This window comes from Streptomyces rimosus (assembly GCF_008704655.1).
GTDB lineage: Bacteria > Actinomycetota > Actinomycetes > Streptomycetales > Streptomycetaceae > Streptomyces > Streptomyces rimosus.
Window position 1 is genome coordinate 5,552,987 of sequence record NZ_CP023688.1, and the last position, 21,499, is coordinate 5,574,485.

At 73.1% G+C, this 21,499-nt stretch carries 17 protein-coding genes; 9 read left to right on the plus strand and 8 right to left on the minus strand.

Annotated features, from left to right (window positions below):
* Window positions 1-93: 93 nt before the first annotated feature.
* The gene (locus tag CP984_RS24115) at window positions 94-288 is read left to right on the plus strand and encodes a hypothetical protein (RefSeq protein ID WP_003979644.1); all 195 of its coding nucleotides are present in this window, start codon (window positions 94-96) and stop codon (window positions 286-288) included.
* Window positions 289-367: 79 nt separating this feature from the next.
* On the opposite strand, the gene CP984_RS41420 is transcribed toward CP984_RS24115, so the two are convergent.
* On the minus strand, window positions 368-976 hold the full coding sequence (locus CP984_RS41420; protein WP_030184231.1) for a hypothetical protein: 609 nt from the start codon (window positions 974-976) through the stop codon (window positions 368-370).
* Between the two features lie 31 nt (window positions 977-1,007).
* Window positions 1,008-4,373: a S41 family peptidase gene (locus CP984_RS24120; RefSeq protein ID WP_003979646.1), complete on the minus strand. Its 3,366-nt coding sequence runs from the start codon at window positions 4,371-4,373 to the stop codon at window positions 1,008-1,010.
* Window positions 4,374-4,550: 177 nt separating this feature from the next.
* Between CP984_RS24120 and CP984_RS24125 the strand changes: the two genes are divergently transcribed.
* Window positions 4,551-5,123: a TetR/AcrR family transcriptional regulator gene (locus CP984_RS24125; RefSeq protein WP_003979647.1), complete on the plus strand. Its 573-nt coding sequence runs from the start codon at window positions 4,551-4,553 to the stop codon at window positions 5,121-5,123.
* 148 nt (window positions 5,124-5,271) lie between these two features.
* Window positions 5,272-7,482 (plus strand): MMPL family transporter, encoded by a 2,211-nt coding sequence (locus CP984_RS24130; protein WP_003979648.1) that lies wholly within the window; start codon window positions 5,272-5,274, stop codon window positions 7,480-7,482.
* 145 nt (window positions 7,483-7,627) lie between these two features.
* Here the strand turns inward: CP984_RS24130 and CP984_RS24135 are convergent, their stop codons facing one another.
* Together CP984_RS24135 and CP984_RS24140 are read right to left on the minus strand one after the other, a co-directional pair.
* Window positions 7,628-8,833: an EstA family serine hydrolase gene (locus CP984_RS24135; RefSeq protein WP_003979649.1), complete on the minus strand. Its 1,206-nt coding sequence runs from the start codon at window positions 8,831-8,833 to the stop codon at window positions 7,628-7,630.
* A 105-nt stretch (window positions 8,834-8,938) separates the two neighbouring features.
* Entirely contained in the window at window positions 8,939-10,981 is a 2,043-nt protein-coding gene (locus tag CP984_RS24140) for an MDR family MFS transporter (protein WP_003979650.1), read from the minus strand.
* A gap of 150 nt (window positions 10,982-11,131) precedes the next feature.
* Between CP984_RS24140 and CP984_RS24145 the strand changes: the two genes are divergently transcribed.
* From CP984_RS24145 to CP984_RS24165, 6 genes are all read left to right on the plus strand, one after another.
* Window positions 11,132-12,277, plus strand: coding sequence for an energy-coupling factor ABC transporter permease (locus tag CP984_RS24145; RefSeq protein ID WP_003979651.1), 1,146 nt, complete (start codon window positions 11,132-11,134; stop codon window positions 12,275-12,277).
* 1 nt (window position 12,278) lies between these two features.
* Complete coding sequence (gene cbiQ, locus CP984_RS24150) at window positions 12,279-13,040, plus strand: cobalt ECF transporter T component CbiQ (RefSeq protein WP_003979652.1); 762 nt, start codon at window positions 12,279-12,281, stop codon at window positions 13,038-13,040.
* A 77-nt stretch (window positions 13,041-13,117) separates the two neighbouring features.
* Complete coding sequence (locus CP984_RS24155) at window positions 13,118-13,948, plus strand: energy-coupling factor ABC transporter ATP-binding protein (protein ID WP_078586928.1); 831 nt, start codon at window positions 13,118-13,120, stop codon at window positions 13,946-13,948.
* Between the two features lie 89 nt (window positions 13,949-14,037).
* Complete coding sequence (locus tag CP984_RS24160) at window positions 14,038-15,243, plus strand: serine hydrolase domain-containing protein (protein WP_078586925.1); 1,206 nt, start codon at window positions 14,038-14,040, stop codon at window positions 15,241-15,243.
* A gap of 72 nt (window positions 15,244-15,315) precedes the next feature.
* Entirely contained in the window at window positions 15,316-15,477 is a 162-nt protein-coding gene (locus CP984_RS41425; protein ID WP_156100299.1) for a hypothetical protein, read from the plus strand.
* Between the two features lie 60 nt (window positions 15,478-15,537).
* Entirely contained in the window at window positions 15,538-16,353 is an 816-nt protein-coding gene (locus tag CP984_RS24165) for an SDR family NAD(P)-dependent oxidoreductase (protein WP_003979655.1), read from the plus strand.
* Here the strand turns inward: CP984_RS24165 and CP984_RS24170 are convergent.
* The 4 genes from CP984_RS24170 to CP984_RS24185 all read right to left on the minus strand — a co-directional run bounded on the left by CP984_RS24170 (window position 16,350) and on the right by CP984_RS24185 (window position 21,399).
* A complete protein-coding gene (locus CP984_RS24170) occupies window positions 16,350-17,198 on the minus strand; it encodes an EamA family transporter (RefSeq protein ID WP_003979656.1) in 849 nt (282 codons plus the stop codon). The genes CP984_RS24165 and CP984_RS24170 overlap by 4 nt on opposite strands.
* A 195-nt stretch (window positions 17,199-17,393) precedes the next feature.
* Entirely contained in the window at window positions 17,394-19,046 is a 1,653-nt protein-coding gene (locus CP984_RS24175; RefSeq protein WP_003979657.1) for a penicillin-binding transpeptidase domain-containing protein, read from the minus strand.
* Window positions 19,047-19,189: 143 nt separating this feature from the next.
* The gene (locus tag CP984_RS24180) at window positions 19,190-19,537 is read right to left on the minus strand and encodes a hypothetical protein (RefSeq protein ID WP_003979658.1); all 348 of its coding nucleotides are present in this window, start codon (window positions 19,535-19,537) and stop codon (window positions 19,190-19,192) included.
* Window positions 19,538-19,674: 137 nt separating this feature from the next.
* Window positions 19,675-21,399: a dolichyl-phosphate-mannose--protein mannosyltransferase gene (locus CP984_RS24185; RefSeq protein ID WP_003979659.1), complete on the minus strand. Its 1,725-nt coding sequence runs from the start codon at window positions 21,397-21,399 to the stop codon at window positions 19,675-19,677.
* Between the last annotated feature and the right edge of the window lie 100 nt (window positions 21,400-21,499).

Consider the following 21,499-nt stretch of genomic DNA (forward strand, 5'->3'; position numbering starts at 1 on the left):
CCGTAACGCCGTGAATTGATCGAAATGCGTGCGGTGTCCCTGCGTGCGAGGCTGGTCGGGGCCCACCCCGAGCACCCTCCAGGAGGGAACAGCATGGGCATCAAGGATCAGTCCGAGGATAGGAAAGCGCAGCTTCGGGAGAAGGCGGAACAGCGCGGCCGGCAGGGCCGGGAGGAGGCGAGCGGGCGCGCGCAGCAGGCCCGTGAGCAGGCCCGCGACCGAGAGGAGCAGGCCCGCCAGCAGGTCGCGGACGCCGAGCAGGACGCCCGGGACACGTTCAAGGGCTGACGCGCGTACCGCACGCTGCGCGCGTCCTGAGGGGTGCACCCGTAGCGTCGGGTGCACCCCTCAACCTGTACATCCCGGGCTACTTGACGACCTTGAGCGTCGCCGGCCACCCGTACCGCTCCGCCGCCGCGAACAAGTGCTTCACGTCCGCCGGGGCCAGCTTGACGCAGCCCAGCGAGTGGTAGTCGCTGTCGCCGTCCCAGCGGAACGGGCTGTCGCGGCCCGGCACCGCGATGCCCTGGGTGCCGTCCGAGCGCATCTCGCTGTGCAGGAACAGCGCGGTGCGCCGGGTCCGGCCGTCCCGGCACGTCTTGTCCGCGAGGCGGATCGCGTATCCGTTGATGCCGTCGCGCCCGCCCTTCTTGCGCGTGGTGTGCCCGAGGATGCGGTACGTGCCGTCCGGCACCCAGCCCTTGTTCCGCGCGCACTCGTCGCGGCCCGCCGTACCGCCCTGCCCGGAACCGGCGCGGTAGTCGGCCAGCACCTTGCCCGTGCCGGACTGTACGAGGCGGACCCGGGAATCGGCCGGGTCGCGGTGATTCTTGTCGAAGAGCAGGTGGGTGCCGCCGTCCCGGGCGGAGGGGGCGGTGGGTCCGGTGGGTCCGGTGGCGTGGGCGGGTGTCGTGGTGAGCCCGGCCGTCAACGCCGCGGTGGCGGCCAGTGACGCTGTGCATATGCGCGTGCCCATGCAGGAACTCCTGTCGGTGTGCGGTCGGTGCTCAGCCGCTGCGGGGCGGCAGTTCGGGGCGCCGCCGGTCCGGTACGTCCGACAGGTCCGGCGGTTCCGTGGCGGGGTGGCGCTCCAGCAGGTCGAGTGCGGTACGGACGGCGACGCCGAGCTGCGGGTGGCGACCCTCGGCCCAGTCCAGCGGCGAGCGGGGCGCCTCGATGTCCGGCTCGACACCGTGGTTCTCCACGCCCCAGCCGTACGCGTCGAACCAGGCGGCGTTCATCGGCACCGTGATGTACGTACCGTCCCCGAGCCGGTGCCGCCCGGTCATCCCGACCACGCCGCCCCAGGTGCGCAGGCCCACGACCGGGCCGATGCCCTGCAGTTTGAACGCGGCGGTGATCATGTCGCCGTCGGAGGAGGTCATCTCGTCGGCGACCGCGACGACCGGGCCGCGCGGCGCGTTGCTGGCGTAACTGACCGGCTGGGCGTCGCGGGTGAGGTCCCAGCCGACGATGGTGCGGGTCAGCTTCTCCACGACCAGCTCGGAGATGTTGCCGCCGGCGTTGCCCCGTACGTCCACGATCAGCGCGGGCCGGGAGACCTCCATGCGCAGGTCGCGGTTGAACTGCGCCCAGCCGGAGCCGCCCATGTCGGGGATGTGGAGGTAGCCGCACTTGCCGTCGCTCAGTTCCCGTACGACCGCGCGGCGCTTGGCGACCCAGTCCTGGTAGCGCAGCGGCCGTTCGTCGATCAGCGGGACCACGGCCACCCGTCGTGAAGGGCCGCCGCCCTCGGGCGCAAAGGTCAGCTCCACGGTGGTGCCCCCGGCCGCGGCCAGCAGGGCGTACGGACCGGCCACCGGATCGACCCGGCGGCCGTCCACGTGGGTGAGGGCTGCGCCCTCGCGGATGCCCGTACCGGCCAGCGGGGAGCGGGCCCGGGAGTCGGAGGAGTCGCCGGGCAGGATGCGGCTCACCACCCAGTAGCCGTCCTTGAGGACGAAGTTGGCGCCGAGCAGGCCGATCGCGCGCTGGTAGTGCGGCGGGCCCTCGTTGCGCTTGCCGGCCGTCACGTACGCGTGCGAGGTGCCCAGCTCGCCCAGCACCTCGCGCAGCAGGTCGGCGAACCCGTCGGGGGAGGCGACCCGTTCGACCAGCGGCCGGTACTGGTCGAGCACCCCGTCCCAGTCCACGCCGGACAGCCCCGGGTCCCAGAAGTACGCGCGGATGATCCGGCCCGCCTCGTCGTACGCCTGGCGCCACTCGGCGGGCGGGTCCACGTCGTGCAGGATGCGCCGCGGGTCCAGATGGACCGTGGAGTCGGCGTCCGGCGGCTCGGTCGCGGGCACCGCCCGCAGGTCGCCCTCGTCGTTGACGACCAGCCGGGTGCCGTCGCCGCTGAGCGCGTACGAGTCGATGGCGCCGGTCAGTTCGGTGCGCTTGGCCTTGACCAGGTCGAAGTGCTCCAGCGTCGGCTGGCCCGAGGTGTTGTCGGGGTTGGCGAAGGTCTCGCCGAGCGCGCCGGAGATCGGCCAGCGCAGCCAGACCAGCCCGCCCCCGGCGACCGGGCGCAGCGCCGAGTACTTGGACGCCGACACCGGGAACGGCGTCACCCGGCTCGCCAGCCCCTCCACCTCGACCAGCGCCGTGCCCTCGGCCGTCACCGGGGCCTCCGCCGGGTCCAGGCCGCCCGCCGCGGGGCGTCCGTCGGCGGACAGCTGGAAGGGGGAGGGCGTCGCGGAGGACAGCGGTACGAGGTAGGGGCGGCAGCCGAGCGGGAAGGACAGGTCGCCGGTGTGCACGTCGTAGACCGGGTCGAAGCCGCGCCAGGACAGGAACGCGAGGTAGCGGCCGTCCCGGGTGAAGACCGGCTGTTCGTCCTCGAAGCGGCCGTTGGTGACGTCCACGACGGTGCCGGCGCCCTCGCCGTCCCCGGCTCCGTCGGTACCGGTCAGCCGGGCGATCTTGATGCTGCGCAGCGTCCGGCCGATGCCCGGGTGGGACCAGGTCAGCCAGCCCGAGTCGGGGGAGAAGGCCAGGTCGCGGACGGGGCCGTTGACCGACTTGACCAGCTCGGTGACCCGGCCCTCGCCGTCGCCGTCCGAGGCGTCGACGAGCAGCAGCCGCCCGTCGTGCGCGGCCACCGCCAGCCGCTCCCCGTCCGGCGCCGCGACCAGCTCGTGGACGCGGCCCAGCCGCCCGGCCGCCAGGCGGCGCGGCTCGCGCGGGATGCCGGCCTTGGGCAGGTCGGCGATCTCGATCGCGTCGTCGCCCTCGGCGTCGGTGATATAGGCGATCCGCCCGGTGGAGCCCAGCATCTCGGGCAGCCGGACGCGTACCCCCGGCTCGTCGTGGATGGTGCGGGCCGGGCCGTCGCGGTGGGTGAGCCAGTACAGGCTGCCGCGCACGCCGACGGCGCTGGCCCGTCCGGTGGTGTCCACCGCGAGGGAGGTGATGTGCGAACCGGCCGGTACCTGGTACGTACGGCGCCCGGCCCGCGGACCGCCCAGGCGCACCTGAAGGCGGCTCGGTTTGCCGGTCGGGCTCAGGCCGTCCACCAGCCACAGGTCGCCGCCGCACTGGTAGACGATGCGCTGCCCGTCGGTGGACGCGTGCCGGGCGTAGAAGTCGGCGTGGTCGGTGTGCCGCCGCAGGTCCGTGCTGTCCGGCTTGCAGGAGTAGACGTTGGCGACGCCCTCGTGGTCGGAGAGGAACGCGATCCGGTCACCCACGAACATCACCGCGTCCAGGTGCCCGCACAGGTCCGGCAGCAGCCGGGTGCCGTGCAGCCACATCCGGCCCATCGCGCCGCCGCGGTAGCGCTTCCAGGAGGCGGGCTCGTGCGGCGGCTTGCCGGTCAGCAGCAGCGTGCGGCGCTCGACCGTGTCGTCGTGGTTGCCGTCGGGGCCGCCGTCGGCGACGTTCCCGTACGGATGGCCGTCGCCCTCCAGCCGGTGCCCGTCGGCGGCGAAGTCGGCGACCGCGATGTCCGAGACCGGGCCCCAGGGCAGCCGCCCGCCGGGGCTGCCGTCCGTCGGGACGCTGTAGGCCCAGGAGTAGTACGAGAAGGGCTGGCCGTGCGAGGAGACCGCCAGGATCTGGCCGTCCGGGGTCCAGCCGCAGACGCGGGCGTCGGTGCTCCCCCAATAGGTGAGGCGGCGGGCCGGGCCGCCCTCCACCGGGGCGAGGTGGATCTCGGGGTCGAGACTGCGCCAGGTGGTGAAGGCGAGGTGTCTGCCGTCCGGGGAGAACCGCGGGTGGCTGACCCGGGTGCGGTCGACCGTCAGCCGCCAGGCCCGGGGGGCATCGCCGCCGTCCGTGGTCAGCGGTGCCACCCAGAGGTCGTCCTCGGCGGCGAAGCACAGCATCTCGCCGTGGAGATGCGGGAACCGGAGATACGCGCCGTCACTCACGCACCCATGGTTTCGGCGCGGGTGGGACGAGGCAACTCGGCCGGGGCCCGTGTTTCCGTGACACAGACCACCATCGAAACGTTTCCGTTTCGCTGGAGCCGGGGGTACGGTCGAGCCGTACGCAAGCTGTACGAAACCGTTTCGTTCCGCTGAGAATCGCCGAGGAGGTGTGCCGCGATGGGCCGCAGCCGGCTGACCCCCGAGCGCGAGGCCGAGCTGTACTCGGCCGTGCTCGCCCTGCTGCGCGAGGTCGGTTACGACGCCCTGACCATGGACGCCGTCGCCGCCCGCACCCGCGCCAGCAAGGCCACCCTGTACCGCCAGTGGCAGGGCAAACCGGAGCTGGTCGCCAGGGCGCTGGACCACTACAAGCCCGTACGGGTCGCGGACATCGACACCGGCAGCCTGCGCGGCGACCTCCAGGCGATGGTCGCCCGCGACGACGACTGCCGGATGGAGCAGGACTCCGCGCTGATCCGGGGCCTGGCGCGGGCCGCGCACGACAACCCGGACCTCCACCGGGCGCTGCGCGAGCTGCTCATCGGGCCCGAGATCAGCGGGCTGGACGCGATGCTCGCGCGCGCCGTGGACCGCGGCGAGATCCCCGCGGACCGCCCCGCGCTCGGCTTCGTACCGCACATGCTGATCGGTGCCTTCGTCGCCCGGCAGCTCATCGAGGACCGGCCCGCCGACCGGGCGTTCCTCGCCGACTACATCGACGCCGTGGTCCTCCCCGCCCTCGGCGTCTGACGGCTCCGGCCCGCCCGGCCGGAGCCCCGTCCCCACCCCCACTCCCCGCACCCCCCCACAACGGCAGCACTCGACGCGCCGCTCTCGTCGTCGGGCCGGCTCCACACGCCCTTGTACGTCCTTCATCCCGACGGGAGCGCCCCTTCTCGTGGCTACATTCCTCTACAAACTCGGACGGTTCGCCTTCCGGCGACGCCGCTTCGTCGCCCTGATATGGGTGGCGCTGCTGGCGGTCGCCGGTGTCGGCGCCGCCACCGCCTCCTCGCCCGCGGCCGACTCCTTCTCCGTACCGGGTACGGAGTCCCAGAAGACCTTCGACCTGCTGGGCGAGCGCTTCCCCGGCACCAAGGCGGACGGCGCCACCGCGCGCGTGGTCTTCAAGGCGCCCGACGGGCAGCAGGTGACCGCGCCCGCGCAGAAGCAGGCCGTCGAGAAGGTCGTCGGCGAGCTGAAGTCGTCCTCGCCGCAGGTCGCCTCGGTCTCCGACCCGTACCTGGCCAAGGGCGTGGCCAAGAACGGCACGATCGCCTACGCGCAGGTCACCTACAAGGTCTCCGGCTTCGAGCTGAAGGACGACGCGCGGGACGCGCTCAAGGAAGCGGCCCAGCACGGCCGGGACGCCGGGCTGACCGTCGAGATCGGCGGCAACGCGCTCCAGGCCATGCCGGAGACCGGCGCCACCGAGGTCATCGGCATCGTCATCTCCGCCGTCGTCCTCGTCATCACCTTCGGCGCGCTGATAGCCGCCGGACTGCCGCTGCTGACGGCGCTGATCGGGGTGGGCATCGGCGTCTCGTCGATCACCGCGCTCGGCAGCGTCCTGGACCTGTCCAGTACGACATCCACGCTCGCCATGATGATCGGCCTCGCCGTCGGCATCGACTACGCGCTGTTCATCGTCTCCCGCTACCGCTCCGAACTGGCCGAGGGCCGCGAGCGTGAGGAGGCGGCCGGGCGCGCGGTGGGCACCGCCGGGTCCGCGGTGGTCTTCGCCGGGCTGACCGTCGTCATCGCGCTGGTGGGCCTGTCGGTGGTCAACATCCCGATGCTCACGAAGATGGGCATCGCGGCGGCCGGCACGGTCGTCATCGCCGTCCTGGTCGCACTCACCCTCATCCCCGCGCTGCTGGGCTTCGCGGGCAAGCGGGTCCTGAGCCGCAAGGCCCGTAAGGGCGCTGTCGCCGCGAGCGAAGCCGAGGGCGGCAAGCCGAACATGGGCACCCGCTGGGCGCGGTTCGTGCTGCGGCGGCCGGTCGCCGTGCTGCTGGCCGGTGTCGTCGGCCTGGGCATCATCGCCGTACCCGCGAGCTCGCTGGAGATGGGCCTGCCGGACGACGGCGCGCAGCCCACCAGCACCACCCAGCGCAAGGCGTACGACCTGCTCTCCGACGGCTTCGGTCCGGGCTTCAACGGGCCGCTGATGCTGGTCGTGGACGGGCAGGGCAGCAAGGACCCGAAGGCCGCCGCGGCCGGGGTCGCCGCCACCGTCTCCAAGCTGGACGGCGTCGCGGCCGTCACCCCGCCCACCTTCAACCAGGCGGGCGACACGGCGCTGCTGAACGTCGTACCGAAGTCCAAGCCGAGCAGCACCGAGACCGAGGACCTGGTCCACGAGATCCGCGGCAAGGCGGGCGACGCGGCGCGGGACGCGGACGCGCGGGCGCTGGTCACCGGCACCACCGCGATGAACATCGACGTGTCCGAGAAGCTCAACGACGCGCTGCTGCCCTACCTGGCGCTGGTGGTCGGCCTGGCGTTCCTGCTCCTGATGGTCGTCTTCCGCTCGGTCCTCGTCCCCCTGAAGGCCGCCCTCGGCTTCCTGCTCTCCGTCGTCGCGGCGCTCGGCGCGGTGGTCGCGGTCTTCCAGTGGGGCTGGCTGGCGGATCTGTTCGGTGTCGAGCAGACCGGCCCGGTCATGAGCATGATGCCGATCTTCATGGTGGGCGTGGTCTTCGGCCTCGCCATGGACTACGAGGTCTTCCTCGTGACCCGGATGCGCGAGGCGTTCGTCCACGGGGAGCGGCCGGGCCAGGCGGTCGTCACCGGCTTCCGGCACGGCGCGCGGGTGGTCACGGCCGCCGCGGTCATCATGATCTCCGTCTTCGCGGGCTTCATCGGCTCCTCCGAATCCATGATCAAGATGATTGGCTTCGGGCTCGCCGTCGCGGTCTTCTTCGACGCGTTCGTGGTCCGCATGGCCATCGTTCCCGCCGTCCTCGCGCTCCTCGGCCGCGCCGCGTGGTGGCTGCCCAAGTGGCTCCAGCGGGCGCTGCCCAACGTGGACGTGGAGGGCGAACAGCTCCAGAAGCACCTGGCCCCCGAGCCGGCCGGGGAGCGGCCGGAGCTCGCCAAGGTGTGATCCGCTCCGGGGCGGCCGTGTGAGCGGCGCGGCCGTCCCGGCCCGCGCCGCCCCGTGGGGACGGGGAGCGGCGCGCGACGCACGGCCCGGCGACGGGTCCCGTACGGTACGGGGCCGGTCGCCGGGCCGTGCCGCGTTCCCGGGGTCAGGCGGCGCGTCCGGCCAGTCCCGGTGCCGCGTACACCGCGTTGACCAGCGCGAGGTTACGGGTGTCGTCGCCCGTCGTACCGCCCTCGAACTTGTTCATCACATACGCGTACGCCAGCCGGTTCTCCAGGTCGGCGAAGGCGAGCGAGCCGCCCGCGCCGCCATGGCCGAAGGCCGCCCGGTTCGGGCCGAAGAAGCCGGCCGTGTTGAGCATGTAGCCGCAGGCCCAGGCGAACGGCAAGGCGGAATCCGGCGCGAACGCGCCGAGCACCAGGTCGGTTTCACCGGGGCGGCTCTGCCGCTCCCGCAGGGACGCGAGGGTGTCGGGGCCGACCAGTTCGCCGTCGATCAGCGCGCGGTAGACCGCCGCCAGACCGCGCGCGGTCGCGTTCCCGTTGGCGGCGGGGATCTCGGCCGAGCGGCACGCGGCGCTGTTCACGTCGCCGGTGGGCAGATGGCGCATGGCGAGCGCCAGCGGGGCGAACGGGTGGGCGTCCAGGGACCGGATGGTGCCGTCCGGCACCCCGGGGAACGCGCTGCTGAGGGTGCCGTCGCCGTCCGGGCCGATCAGCTGGGCGCAGCGGTGGTGTTCGGCGGCCGGGGTGCCGATGTAGAGGTCCGCGCCGAGCGGTTCGGTGATCTCCGTACGCAGGAAGGTGCCGAGCGAGACGCCGGTGATCCGGCGCACCACCTCGCCGACCAGGAACCCGAAGCTGACGGCGTGGTAACCCTGGGCCGTGCCCGGCTCCCACCACGGCTCGGTGGCGGCCAGCACCGCGCAGGTCTTCTCCCAGTCGTGGACGTCCTCCGGCGTCAGACGCTCCCGCGGCCCGATGAGGCCCGCGCGGTGCGAGAGCAGCCAGCGCACCGGTACGTCGCCCTTGCCGGCCTGCGCGAACTCCGGCCAGTAGCGGGAGACCGGCGCGTCCAGGTCCAGTTCGCCGCGGTCGGCGAGCAGATGGGCGCACAAGGAGGTCATGCCCTTGCTCGTCGAGTACACGTTGACCAGCGTGTCGCGCTCCCACGGCCGGGTGCCGTCGGCGTCCGCGTGCCCGCCCCACAGGTCGACGACCGTCTCGCCGTCCACGGTCACCGCGAGCGCCGCGCCCACCTCGCCGCGCTCGGCGAAATTGCGCGCGAACTCGGCCCGCACGTTCTCGAATTCGGAGGCGCAGGTGCCTTGAACGGTGGGTGCCACGGTCACCGACTCCTCACACGGGCGGGATGGGTGCCCTGGCAACCTAACTCCGGGCAGTGGCCCCGTCCAGGCCGCTTCCGAACAGTTGGACGGCCCGGGAGCGCTCCGGATTCAGACCGCCGTCCGCTCCCGGTGCGAGGAGTCCTCGTCCAGCAGCCGGGCCGCCATGTTGTCCAGCGCGCGGGCCAGGCGGGCGCGGTCCTCGGGGTCCTCGGCGGTCCAGCCCTCCAGGCGGTGGTCCAGCCAGTCGCGCCAGGCGACGATCAGCCGGTCGATCTCGGTGCGGCCCGCCTCGGTCGGCACCAGCCGGCCGCCGTCGTGGCGCGCGTACCCGGCGGAGACGACGCGGGTGAAGATCGGCTCCAGGACCTCCTCCGGCATGCGGTGGGCCCGGGCGATGGCCGCGAGCGAGGTCTCGCCGTGGATGCGCGTACGCCAGTGGATCTGGCCCAGCGCCCACGCCTCACCGGGCGTGATCGGGCTGCCGGACGCGGCCAGCACCTCCAGGCTCACCGGGCCCTCCGCCTTGCGCATCACCCGGGCCACCGCGCGCTCCAACTGCTGGTCGGAGTCGGTGGAGTCGGGCGCGGCGAAGCCCTCGCCCAGGTCGCCGGCGGCGGCCCGCGCGCTGTCCCGCAGCGGCACCTCCTTGAGGAACCACGCCACCAGGAACCCGGCCAGCGCGACCGGCACCACCCACTGGAAGACATGGTTGACGGTGTCCGCGTACGCGTCGATCACCGGCCTGGCCTGCGCGTCGGGCAGACGGTGCAATGCCTGCGGGCTCGCGGCGGCCTCCGGCGGCACGCCCGGGGACTTCGCCAGGGCCGCCTTCAGGTTGGGTTCGAGGCGGTTGCTGTAGAGCGTGCCGAAGACGGCGGTGCCGAACGACGAGCCGAGCGTACGGAAGAAGGTCACACCGGAGGTCGCCGAGCCCAGCTCGTGGTAGTTGACCGTGTTCTGCACGGCGATCGTCAGCACCTGCATGGCCAGCCCGATGCCGAGGCCGAGCACGAACATGTACAGCGACTCCAGCCATACGCCGGTGTCCGCGCCCATGGTGGACATCAGATACAGGCCGAGGACCATCACCCCCGTACCGATGATGGGGAAGACGCGGTAGCGGCCGGTGCGGCTGACGACGACGCCGGAGAGCATCGAGGTGCCCAGCAGCCCGGCGACCATCGGCAGCGTCCGCACCCCCGACATGGTCGCCGAGACCCCGTCCACGAACTGGAGGTACGTCGGCAGGTACGTCATCGCGCCGAGCATCGCGAAGCCGACGATGAAGCTGAGCACCGAGCAGATCGTGAAGACCGGGTTGCGGAACAGGTGCATGGGGAGCATCGGCTCCCTCGCCCGCAGCTCCACCACGACGAAGGCGGCCAGCAGCACCACCGAGCCCGCGAACAGGCCGATGATCACCGCCGAGCCCCACGCGTACTCGTTGCCGCCCCACTCCAGGCCGAGGACCAGCCCGGAGGCGCCCAGCGCCACCAGCACGATGCCGAGGTAGTCGATCAGCGGGCGCACCGCGGCCCGCACCACCGGGATCGTCCGGGCCGCCATCGCGACCATGACGATGGCGATCGGGATGTTGACGTAGAAGCACCAGCGCCAGGACGCGTGGTCGGTGAACAGGCCGCCCAAGGTGGGGCCCACGACCGTGGTCACGCCGAAGACGGCGCCCAGCGCGCCCTGGTACTTGCCGCGCTCGCGCAGCGGGATGACGTCCGCGATCAGCGCCATCGCGGTGACCATCAGGCCACCGCCGCCGACGCCCTGCACGGCGCGGGCGACGACCAGCATCAGCATCGAGGTGGAGGCACCGGCCAGGACGGAGCCGCCGACGAAGACCACCGCGCTCACCTGAAAGATGATCTTCCGGCCGAAGAGGTCGCCGAACTTGCCGACCAGCACCGTCGAGACGGTCTCCGCCAGCAGATATGCCGTGACCACCCATGCCATGTGCCCGCCGCCGCCCAGATCGGCCACGATCGTGGGCAGCGCGGTGGACACGATCGTCTGGTCCAGCGCGGCCAGCAGCATGCCGAGCACGATCGTGGTGAAGACGAGGTTGGTACGGCGGCGGCCGAGGGCGGGCGGAGCGCTGCGCGCTTCGGGGGCGGGGGCGTGCGCGGCGGCCGTGGTCATGCGTCCCAGCCTTTGCGCCAATGGCCCGCTTCGCCACCTTTTGCTGCCGCGGGGGTGACGTACCGGCGCCCTTTCGCGGCCTGTGGGCTCTTGCGACCCGTTTGCAGTACGGCCACGATGAGGGGAATGCGCGGCTGAGCGGAGACCCTGATGCACGTACCCGACGGATTCATCGACGCCCCCGTTTCGGCCGCCGCCGGTGTCCTCGCCGCTGCCGCCGTCGCGGTCAGCCTGCGCGGCGCCCGCCGCGAACTGGGCGGCACCGGCCCGCACACCGGGCTCGGCGCCGAGCGCACCGCGCCGCTCGCCGGGCTGGTCGCCGCCTTCATCTTCGCCGTGCAGATGCTCAACTTCCCCGTCGCCGCCGGGACCAGCGGACACCTGCTCGGCGGCGCGCTGGCCGCGATCCTCGTCGGCCCGTACACCGGCGTGCTCTGCGTCTCCGTCGTCCTGCTCATGCAGAGCGTGCTCTTCGCGGACGGCGGGCTGACCGCGCTGGGCGTGAACATCACCGACATGGCGGTGGTGACCGTCCTCGTCGCGTACGGGATCTTCCGTGGCCTGGTCAAGGTACTGCCGCGCGGACGCCGCGCGGTCACGGCCGCTGCCTTCGTGGCGGCGGCCGTCTCCGTACCGGCCGCCGCCGTCGCCTTCACCGGCCTGTACGCGCTGGGCGGCACCACCGACGTACCGATCGCCACCGTCTTCGCGGCCATGACCGGCGTGCACGTCCTCATCGGCCTCGGCGAGGCCGCCATCACCGCACTCACCGTCGGTGCGGTCCTCGCCGTGCGCCCCGACCTCGTGTACGGGGCGCGCGGGCTGGCCAAGCCGCTCGAACTGCGGACTTCCCCCTTGGCCGGGCCCGCGGCGGCAGCGGGGGAGCGGGAGCCGGAACCGGCGGAGCCGGCGCGTCCTGTCGCCGCCCGGCGCTCCACCCGGCGCGTCTGGCTGGCCGGCGTCGCCGCCGCGCTCGTCTGCGCGGGCGGCCTCAGCTACTACGCCTCGACCAGCCCGGACGGCCTGGAGAAGGTCGCCCGGGACCAGGGCATCGACGCCAAGGCCGAGGAGCACGCCGCGAAGGACTCGCCGCTGGCCGACTACAGCGTCAAGGACATCGCCAACCCGCGGATCGCGGGCGGGCTCGCCGGGGTGATCGGGGTGGGGGCGACGCTGGCCGTCGGCACCGGGGTCTTCGTCGTCGTACGGAGGCGGCGGGCCTCTGCGCGGGACACCGCCGTCCCAGAAGCCGCCGGGGACGCCGCGTCCCCGCGCCACTCCCCGGAATCGGCCTGACATGGGTGCCGGGCACGCCCACAAGCTCTACCGGCCCGCGCGGTCGCCGGTGCACGCGCTGCCGCCGCACTGCAAGATCGCGGCGGTGCTGTGCTTCGTCCTGGCCGTCGTCGCCACCCCGCGCACCGCCCTGTGGGCCTTCGCCCTGTACGCGCTGCTGCTCGCCGCGGTCGCCGCGGCGGCCCGGGTGCCCGCCGCATTCCTGCTCAAGCGGCTGCTCATCGAGGTGCCGTTCGTGGCGTTCGCCGTCCTGATGCCGTTCGTCGCCACCGGGCCGCGGGTGCACGTCCTCGGGCTGTCGCTGAGCGAGTCCGGGCTCTGGGGCGCCTGGAACATCCTCGCCAAGGGCACGCTCGGCGTCGCCGCCTCCGTCCTGCTCGCCGCCACCACCGAACTGCGCGGCCTGCTGCTCGGCCTGCAGCGGCTGCGGATGCCGCCACTGCTCGTCCAGATCGCCTCCTTCATGATCCGGTACGGCGACGTCATCGCCGACGAGCTGCGGCGGATGCGCATCGCCCGCCTCTCCCGCGGCTTCGAGGCGCGCGGCGTACGCCACTGGGGCGTCCTCGCGAAATCCGCCGGCGCCCTGTTCATCCGCTCCTACGAGCGCGGCGAACGCGTCCACCTCGCCATGGTCAGCCGCGGCTACACGGGCACCCTGCCCGCACCGGACGCCGCCGCCGCGACCGCCGCCGAGTGGACGCGCGCCGCCGCCCTGCCCGCCGCCGCCCTCGCCGTATGCCTGCTGGGGTGGACCCTCTGACCGGGACGGCCCCTTCGACCGGGACGGCCCCTTCGACCGGGACGGCCCCTTCGACCGGGATGGACCCTCTGACTGGGATGGAACCTTTGAACAGCCCCGCGACCGCCCGCACCACCGCACCCGTACCGGCGTCTCCCGCTGCGGCCCCGGCGGCCTCCACGCTCTCCCTGGAGATCGCCGGGCTCGCCTACGCCTACCCCGACGGCCACCAGGCCCTCTTCGGCGTCGATCTGACCGTGGCCCGCGGCGAGCGGGTCGCGCTGCTCGGCCCGAACGGCGCCGGGAAGACCACGCTCGTCCTGCATCTGAACGGCATCCTCGTGCCCGGCGCCGGCACGGTCACGGTCGCCGGGCTGCCCGTCGAACGGCGCCACCTCGCCGAGATCCGCCGCCGCGTCGGCATCGTCTTCCAGGACCCCGACGACCAGCTGTTCATGCCCACCGTCCGCGAGGACGTGGCCTTCGGGCCCGCCGCGGCCGGGCTGCGCGGCGCCGAGCTCGACGCGCGGGTGGCGGAGGCGCTCGGCCGGGTCGGCATGGCGGACTTCGCCGACCGCCCGCCGCACCATCTCTCCTTCGGGCAGCGCCGCCGGGTCGCGGTCGCGACCGTGCTCGCGATGCGCCCGGAGATCCTCGTCCTGGACGAGCCGTCGTCCAACCTCGACCCCGCCTCGCGCCGCGAACTGGCCGACATCCTGCGGGTGTTGGACGTGACGGTGCTGATGGTCACGCACGACCTGCCGTACGCGCTCGAACTGTGCCCGCGCGCCGTCGTCCTGTCCGGGGGCGTCATCGCCGCCGACGGGCCGACGCAGGAACTGCTGAGCGACGCGGACCTGATGGCCGCGCACCGACTCGAACTCCCCTTCGGATTCGACCCGCGCTCTGTGACGATCCCCACGTCCTGAGCGCACCCCTGGACACCGCGTTCGCCGACGCCCCTGGTCACCAGCACTGATCCGCGCGTTGCACCATTGATAGGTCACAAACGCGACGGATGAGTGGGAAGCGGGAAACAGTGGTGGACGTCCAGGGCACGGTCGAGGACGGCTTCGAGCCGGTCCGCGACGCCTTCGCGGCCAACTTCGCGCGGCGCGGGGAGCGCGGCGCGGCTGTCGCCGTCTACCGGCACGGGCGCAAGATCGTCGACCTGTGGGGCGGGAGCCGGGACGCGGACGGCCCCGAGGACGGCGGAGCCCCTTGGGAGGCGGACACCGCCCAGGTCATCCGCTCCGCCACCAAGGGCGTCGCGGCCATCGTGCCCCTCCTGCTGCACCAGCGCGGCCTGCTCGACCTGGACGCGCCCGTCGGCACGTACTGGCCCGAGTTCAAGGCCGCCGGCAAGGACCGCGTCCTGGTCCGCCACCTCCTCTCACACCGCGCGGGCCTGCCCGTACTGGACACCCCGCTCACCCCCGAGCAGGCCCTCGACGGCGTCAGCGGCCCCGACGCGCTCGCCGCCCAGGCCCCCGCCTGGACGCCCGGCGCCGAGCACGGCTACCACGCCCAGACCTACAGCTGGCTGCTGGCCGAGCTGGTACGGCGGGTCACCGGCCGCACCATCGGCACCTGGATAGCCGACGAGATATCCGGGCCGCTCGGCCTCGAACTGTGGGTCGGCGCCCCCGCCGACGCGCTCGCCCGCGCCGGCCGCCTGGCCGACGTCGAAGCCCCGGCCCCGCCCGCGGCGGCCGGGCTGCGCGTCCGCCCCAAGCGCGACGTGGCCGACGCCTACCGCGACCCCGCCTCCCTCACCCGGCGCGCCTTCGGCGCCATCGCCCCGGCCCCCGACGAGAACGCCGACGCCTACCGCGCCGCCGAACTCCCCGCCTCCAACGGCATCGCCACCGCCCGCGCCCTGGCCCGCTGCTACGCGGCGCTCATCGGCCCCGTCGACGGCCACCCCCGCCTCTTCGCGCCCGCCACGCTCACCCTGGCCCGTACGGAGGAGTCGGCGGGCCCGGACCGCACCCTCGTCGTCAACACCCGCTTCGGCCTCGGCTACATGCTGCACGGCCCCGCCTCGCCGCTGCTGGCCCCCGGCTCCTTCGGCCACCCCGGCCGCGGCGGCTGCCTGGCCTTCGCGGACCCCGAGTCCGGTACGGCCTTCGGCTACGTCACCAACGGCATGCAGCAGAACGTAACGGCGGACCCGCGCGCGCAGGCGCTCGTACGGGCGGTGCGGGCGGCGCTCGACGCCTGAGCCCGGGGCGGACGTGTCGTAGGTGGCGGGTGGGGCACCCGTACGCCTGACACCCCACCTGAAGGAGCCGACATGGCCGACGAGCGGAAGATGAAGGACCCCCGGGAAGCCGGACCGGCCCAGGACAAGCCGCAGCCGCACCGGAGCGAGCGGGACCGCAGCGCCGAGGAGGTCAACGCGGACCAGCCGTCCGTGCGCGGCGAGAAGCCGAAGCCCGCGCCGAAGCGGTACTGACCGGGCGGGCAGGGGCGACACGGTCTGTTGCTCCTGAGGCTCATGCGCCAAGGTGTGCGCATGAGGCGATTCGACGGCTACAGCGTACTGATCACCGGCGCCGGCCGGGGCATCGGCGAGGCCACCGCACAGCGGCTCGCCACCGAGGGCGCTCGGGTCCTGGTCACCGACCTGGACGGGGACCGCGCCGAGCAGGCGGCCGCCCGTATCCGCGAGAGCGCTCCCGTACGGGACAGCGGCGGCACCGCCGAGGCGCTCGCCTGCGACGTGGCGGACCGGGCCGCCGTCGAGGCGGCCGTCGCGCACGCCGCGCACCGCTTCGGCGGCCTCGACGTGCTGGTCAACAACGCCTGCCGGTGCCGTCCCGACCCACCGCGCTTCGAGGACTACGGGGACGACAACTGGGCCGGTGACCTGGACATCACCCTCGGCGGCGCCTTCCGCTGCGCCCGCGCCGCGCTGCCGCACCTGGCCGCGGCCGGCGGCCGCGGCGCGATCGTCAGCGTCGGCTCGGTCAACGGCGAGCAGGACTTCGGCAACCACGCCTACAGCGCCGCCAAGGCGGGCCTGGCCTCCCTCACCCGTACCCTCGCGGGCGAGGCGGCGGCCCGGGGCGTACGGGTCAACCTGGTCGCCCCGGGCACCGTCGACACCCCGAACTGGGCCGACCGCCCCGACGCCCTGAAGCGCGCCGCGTCCGCCTACCCCCTGGGCCGCGTCGGCCGCCCCGACGACATCGCCGCGGCCGTCGCCTTCCTGGCCTCCACCGACGCCGCCTGGATCACCGGCATCACGCTCCCCGTGGACGGCGGCATCCTGACCAGTAACGCGACGATGCGCGAGGCGCTGCGCGGGGGCCCCGCACCGACGCCCTAGGCGTGCATCATCAACGCGATCCCGGCCACCATCAGCCCCGCCGCCACCAGGCGCGGGGCCCCGAAGCGCTCCTTGAAGAACAGGGTGCCGATGGCGGCGCCGACGATGATCGAGGATTCGCGGAGGGCGGCGATGGGCGCCAGGTGGGCCTGGGTCTGGGCCCACAGGACCAGGCCGTAGGCGAAGACGGACAGGACACCGCCGGCCGCCCCGCGCAGCGCCACCGGGCGCAGCTCGGTGAGCAGGGCGCGGCGGCGGGTGGCCAGGGCGTAGACGGGGATGGCCAGGCCCTCCAGGATCATCAGCCAGGCGATGTAGCCGGGCGCGGTGCCGGAGGCGCGGACGCCTACACCGTCGACGGTGGTGTACGACGCTATGGCCAGACCGGTGGCGAGCGCGGCGGCCAGCGCGGGCCAGTGCGGCTTCGTCCCCGAGCCGCGGATGCCCCAGAGCGCGACGCCGACCAGGCCCGCCGAGGCGAGCGCGACCCCGGCCACGCCCCACACGTCCGGCACCTCGCCGACGAAGACGGCGGCCAGGACCGTGACCACGAGCGGCGCGGTGCCGCGTGCGATGGGATACATCTGCCCGAACTCGCCCAGCCGGAACGACTGCATCAGCAGCACCTGGTAGACGATGTGCAGGACGACGGAGGCGAGGAGCGGCGGCCAGGCGCCGGCCGCGGGCAGCGGCGCGAAGCAGGCCAGCACGGCCCCGCAGAGCGCGCCGCCGCCACCGACCAGGGTGAAGGCGAGCAGCTGGTCCTTGATGTGGTGGGCGATCGCGTTCCAGCCGGCGTGCGTGACGGCGGCGGTCAGCACCGCCGCGACGACCAGGGGGCTCATCCGGCCGTCCGCTCACGTATGCCGGCCGTCCGGCCGCGGGCGTGCGGGGCAGGCGGGCGGGGAGCCGGGTGACCGTACGGGAAATGGCGCATGGCCCGCACGCTAGCTCCAGGTGTACGGGCCACGCGATGGTCGGCGGGAGGGGTGTGACAGATCACCCCGGGGCCGGGACCGCGGTCCCGGCCCGGAAGCGCCTCAGCCCGCCGACAGGATCGAGCGGACGACCGGCCCGGCGTTCGAGCCGCCGTGGCCGCTGGCCGGGACGACGGCCGCAGCGGCCATGTCCCCGCGGTAGGCGGTGAACCAGGCGTTCGGCTTCTCCTGGCCGTCCACCTCGGCCGACCCGGTCTTCGCGCCGATGTCGCCGCTGAGCCCGGACATCGCCTCCGCCGCCGTACCGGACGTGGCGGTCAGCTTCATCAGGGACTTCAGCGCCGACGCGGTGTCCGGCTTCATCGAGCGCGGGGCCTTGGCCAGCGACCGGCCGTCGACGGAGGGCGCGACGATGTACGGCTGGTGGAAGCCGCCGTTCTGGACGGTCGCCGCGAGCGAGGCGACGGTCAGCGGGTTCATCCGCACCCCGCCCTGCCCGATCAGCGAGGCGGCCATCTGCGCGTCGCTCTGCACCGGCACCGCGCCGTCGAAGGTGGGGATGCCGGTCTGCCAGTTCAGGCCGATGCCGAAGACGTCGCGCGCCTGCTTCGTCAGGTCGTCGTCCTTGAGCTTGGGCGCCATGGAGATGAACGCGTTGTTGCAGGACGCGGCGAAGCTCTGCGCGAAGGTGCCGTTCTTGATCTCGGACTCGTTCAGGTTCTGGAACTTCCAGCCGCCGACCGTCACGAACTTCTCGCACGGGTGCGGCTTGTCCGGCGCCGTCAGCCCCTTGTCGATCAGCATCGAGGCCGTCACGATCTTCATCGTGGAGCCGGGCGCCAGCGAGCCCTGGGCGGCGGTGTTGAAGCCCTTCTCCGGGGAGTTGGCGAGGGCGAGGATCTCGCCGGTGCTGGGCTTGAGGGCGACGGCGGACGCCTTCGGCTTGCCCTTGACCGCCTTCTCGGCCGCCGCCTGCACCTTGGCGTCCAGGGTGGTCTTGAGCGTGCCGGGCTTGCCCTTGGAGAGCACCTTCAGCGTCTCGTCGGGCCGCTGCGCCTTGTCACCGTCGGGCCGGTCGACGAACACCTCGATGCCCGGCTTGCCGTCCGTCTTCTTGCCGAACTTGTCGCGCAGGCTGTCCAGCACCCCGGCCAGCGCCGGGTGCGCCTCCTTGGTCAGCTCGGCGCCGTTGCGGTCCACCGCCTTGATGGGCGGCGCCTCGGACTCGCCGGTGCGCAGCACGTCGCCCTTGCCCAGCTTGGGGTGCAGGACGCTGGGCGCCCAGGCGACGCGCGGCTCGCCGGTCTCCGCGTCCCGCTTGACGGTCAGTGAAGTGCCGTAGGAGAACGGCACCTTCATGTCCTTGTACGCGATCTGGGTGCTGACCGTGTAGGCGACCTTGTCGCCGGTGGCCTTGCCGGGCGTGACCTTCAGGTCCGTGAAGTGGGCCTGCTTGGGGTACGCGGTCAGGGCGGCCGCCGCCGTCTTCGCGTCATCCGTGAGCGCGGCGGCCTTGTCGGCGGCCCCCGCCTTCCAGGCGTCCAGGAACTTCCCGGCGGTGCCGGACACTTCGGCGGCGGACAGCGGGCCGGACTTCACCGCGGGCGCGCCGGCGGGCTTGCCGTCCTGGGCGGCGCGGACCTGCTGGGGCCGCTCGTCGTCACCGGAGCCGCCCAGCAGCGTGTAGCCGCCGACACCGCCCGCGACCAGGGCCACCGCCCCGCCGATCAGCCCGTACCTCACCTCACGGCGCATGTCGCCGATCCCCTCCCGAATCCTCGTTCTTCCGCACGCACACAAGAACGTGCAGCGCACTCTATGGGACACGGGGTACGGGGGTGAGTCTCGACCCTGTGATACGGGCGACGCCGTGCCGCCCGGCCGGTGCCGGTGACGCCTCAGCGCCGCTGCGCCCGTTGCAGGGACAGCGGGGACCAGGTCCGGGATTCGACCACCACCAACGCGCTGACGCGGAAGACCACGGTCTTCTGCCCGTCGACCTCCGTGGTGGCCGTCAGCCCCACCGCGTCACCGATCAGCGGGTTGTTGCTCTCCTGCCAGGTCAGGCCCGGATAGTGCTGCCGCTCGGCCCAGACCTCGGCCTCTTCCCTGGCCTGTTCGATGTCGGTGAACGCCGCGAGGGCCAGCTCCTTGCAGGCGGGCGCGACCGTACGCAGCGCACCGTGGTCCTCGACCTGTTCCGGCTTGTTGTGCTCGATGACGTACACGACCTGTGGCGTGCTCAATTACGGTCCCTCCCCGGTGTCCGTGCCCCCAAGGCGGCGATCGGCATTGACCGGCATCCTCCGACGGCGCCCAAGTATGACCGCCGCCGCTGCGCGGACGGCGCTTTCGGCGGACGGGCCCCGTTCGTGTCGTGACGCTAGACCCAGGTGTCGAACCACATCCGGTTGTGCCAGGCGCTCTTGGGGATCGGCTGCCCGGTGTAGAGCGGATAGAAGTAGATGAAGTTCCAGACGATCAGCAGGACGAGTACCCCGGCGCCGACCGCGCCCACCGCGCGCCGCCGTTCGCCCGACCCCGGCGGGCCGAGGATCGCGCCGGTCATCATGGCCAGCGCCAGGCACACGAACGGCACGAACACCACCGCGTAGAACAGGAAGATCGTCCGGTCCTGGTACAGGAACCACGGCAGATAGCCCGCCGCGATCCCGCAGGCGATGGCGCCCGCCCGCCAGTCCCGCTTGAACAGCCAGCGGTAGAGCACATACAGAAGCGCGAAACACCCGGCCCACCACAGCAGGGGAGTACCCAGCGCGAGCACTTCACGCGCACAGCCCTCGGCCGCCGTACACCCGTCGTGCCCCATCTTCGGGTCCTCGTAGAAGTACGAGACGGGGCGGCCCTGCACCAGCCAGCTCCACGGATTCGACTGGTAGGTGTGCGGCGTGGACAGGCCCTTGTGGAAGTCGTAGACCTCGGTCTCGTAGTGCCACAGGCTGCGCAGCCAGTCCGGCAGCCACGACCCGCTGCCCGCACGCCCCTCCGGGGTGGCGGTGGCCCAGTCCCGGTAGTAGCCGCCCTTGGTGACCAGCCAGCCGGTCCACGTCGCCAGATACGCGGCCATCCCCACCACGACGGTCGAGACGAACGCGGGCAGCAGGTCGCGGCGCAGCACGGCGCGTACGGGATGCCGCGCGCCCGCCGTGCGCCGCCCGGCCACGTCCCACAGCACCATCAGCACCGCGAACGCCGCCAGGTAGTACAGGCCGTTCCACTTGCTCGCCGCGGACAGCCCCAGGCACAGCCCGGCCGCCAGCCGCCACGGCCGCCACCCCAGCCGCAGCCGGTCGCCGACCTCCTCGTCCGGCCGCGCCAGCCCGTCCGGGCCCACCGGCAGCGCCGCCGCCAGCCGCGCCCGGGTATGGTCCCGGTCCACCAGCAGACAGCCGAACGCCGCCACCACCCAGAACATGACGATGAGGTCCAGCAGCGCCGTACGGCTCATCACGAAGTGCAGACCGTCCACCGCCAGCAGCACGCCCGCCAGGCAGCCCAGCGCCGTCGAACGCAGCAGCCGGCGGCCGATACGGCAGACCATCAGCACCGACAGCGTGCCGAGCAGCGCCACCACGAACCGCCAGCCGAAGGGGTTCATGCCGAACGCCCACTCGCCCAGTGCGATCATCCACTTGCCCAGCGGCGGATGGACGACGTAAGAGTGCTCGGGCGACAGCAGGATCTGCTGCGGGTGGGCGACCAGCGCGTCGTTGGCGTCCTTCGCCCAGGTGCCCTCGTAGCCGTACCGGAGCAGCGACCAGGCGTCCTTCGGGTAGTACGTCTCGTCGAATATCACCTTCGCCGGGCTGCCCAGGTTCCAGAAGCGCAGCACACCGGCGAAGAGCGCGACCAGCAGCGGCCCGCCCCAGCCCGACCAGCGCGCCAGCCGGCCCGCCGCGGCCGGGCCCAGCCCGAGCACCGACCACCACCGCGTCCCCGGCTCGGGGAACGCCGGCACCAGGCGCTCACGGGCGTCGGCCTCGGACGCCCCGGCGTAACCGAACCGGCGCAGCCTGCGCTGCCACCGGCCGGACTGCCCGGCACTCTCCTCGGCGCGGTCGGCGTCTGTCGCGGTGTCACTCGTCACCGGCCCATCGTAGGGAAGCACCCTGTGCGGGACGTGGGGGCGGCACGGCCGGTCCGCACGGCGCGCGGACGCCGCCGGGGAATGCCGGGACCGTACGGCT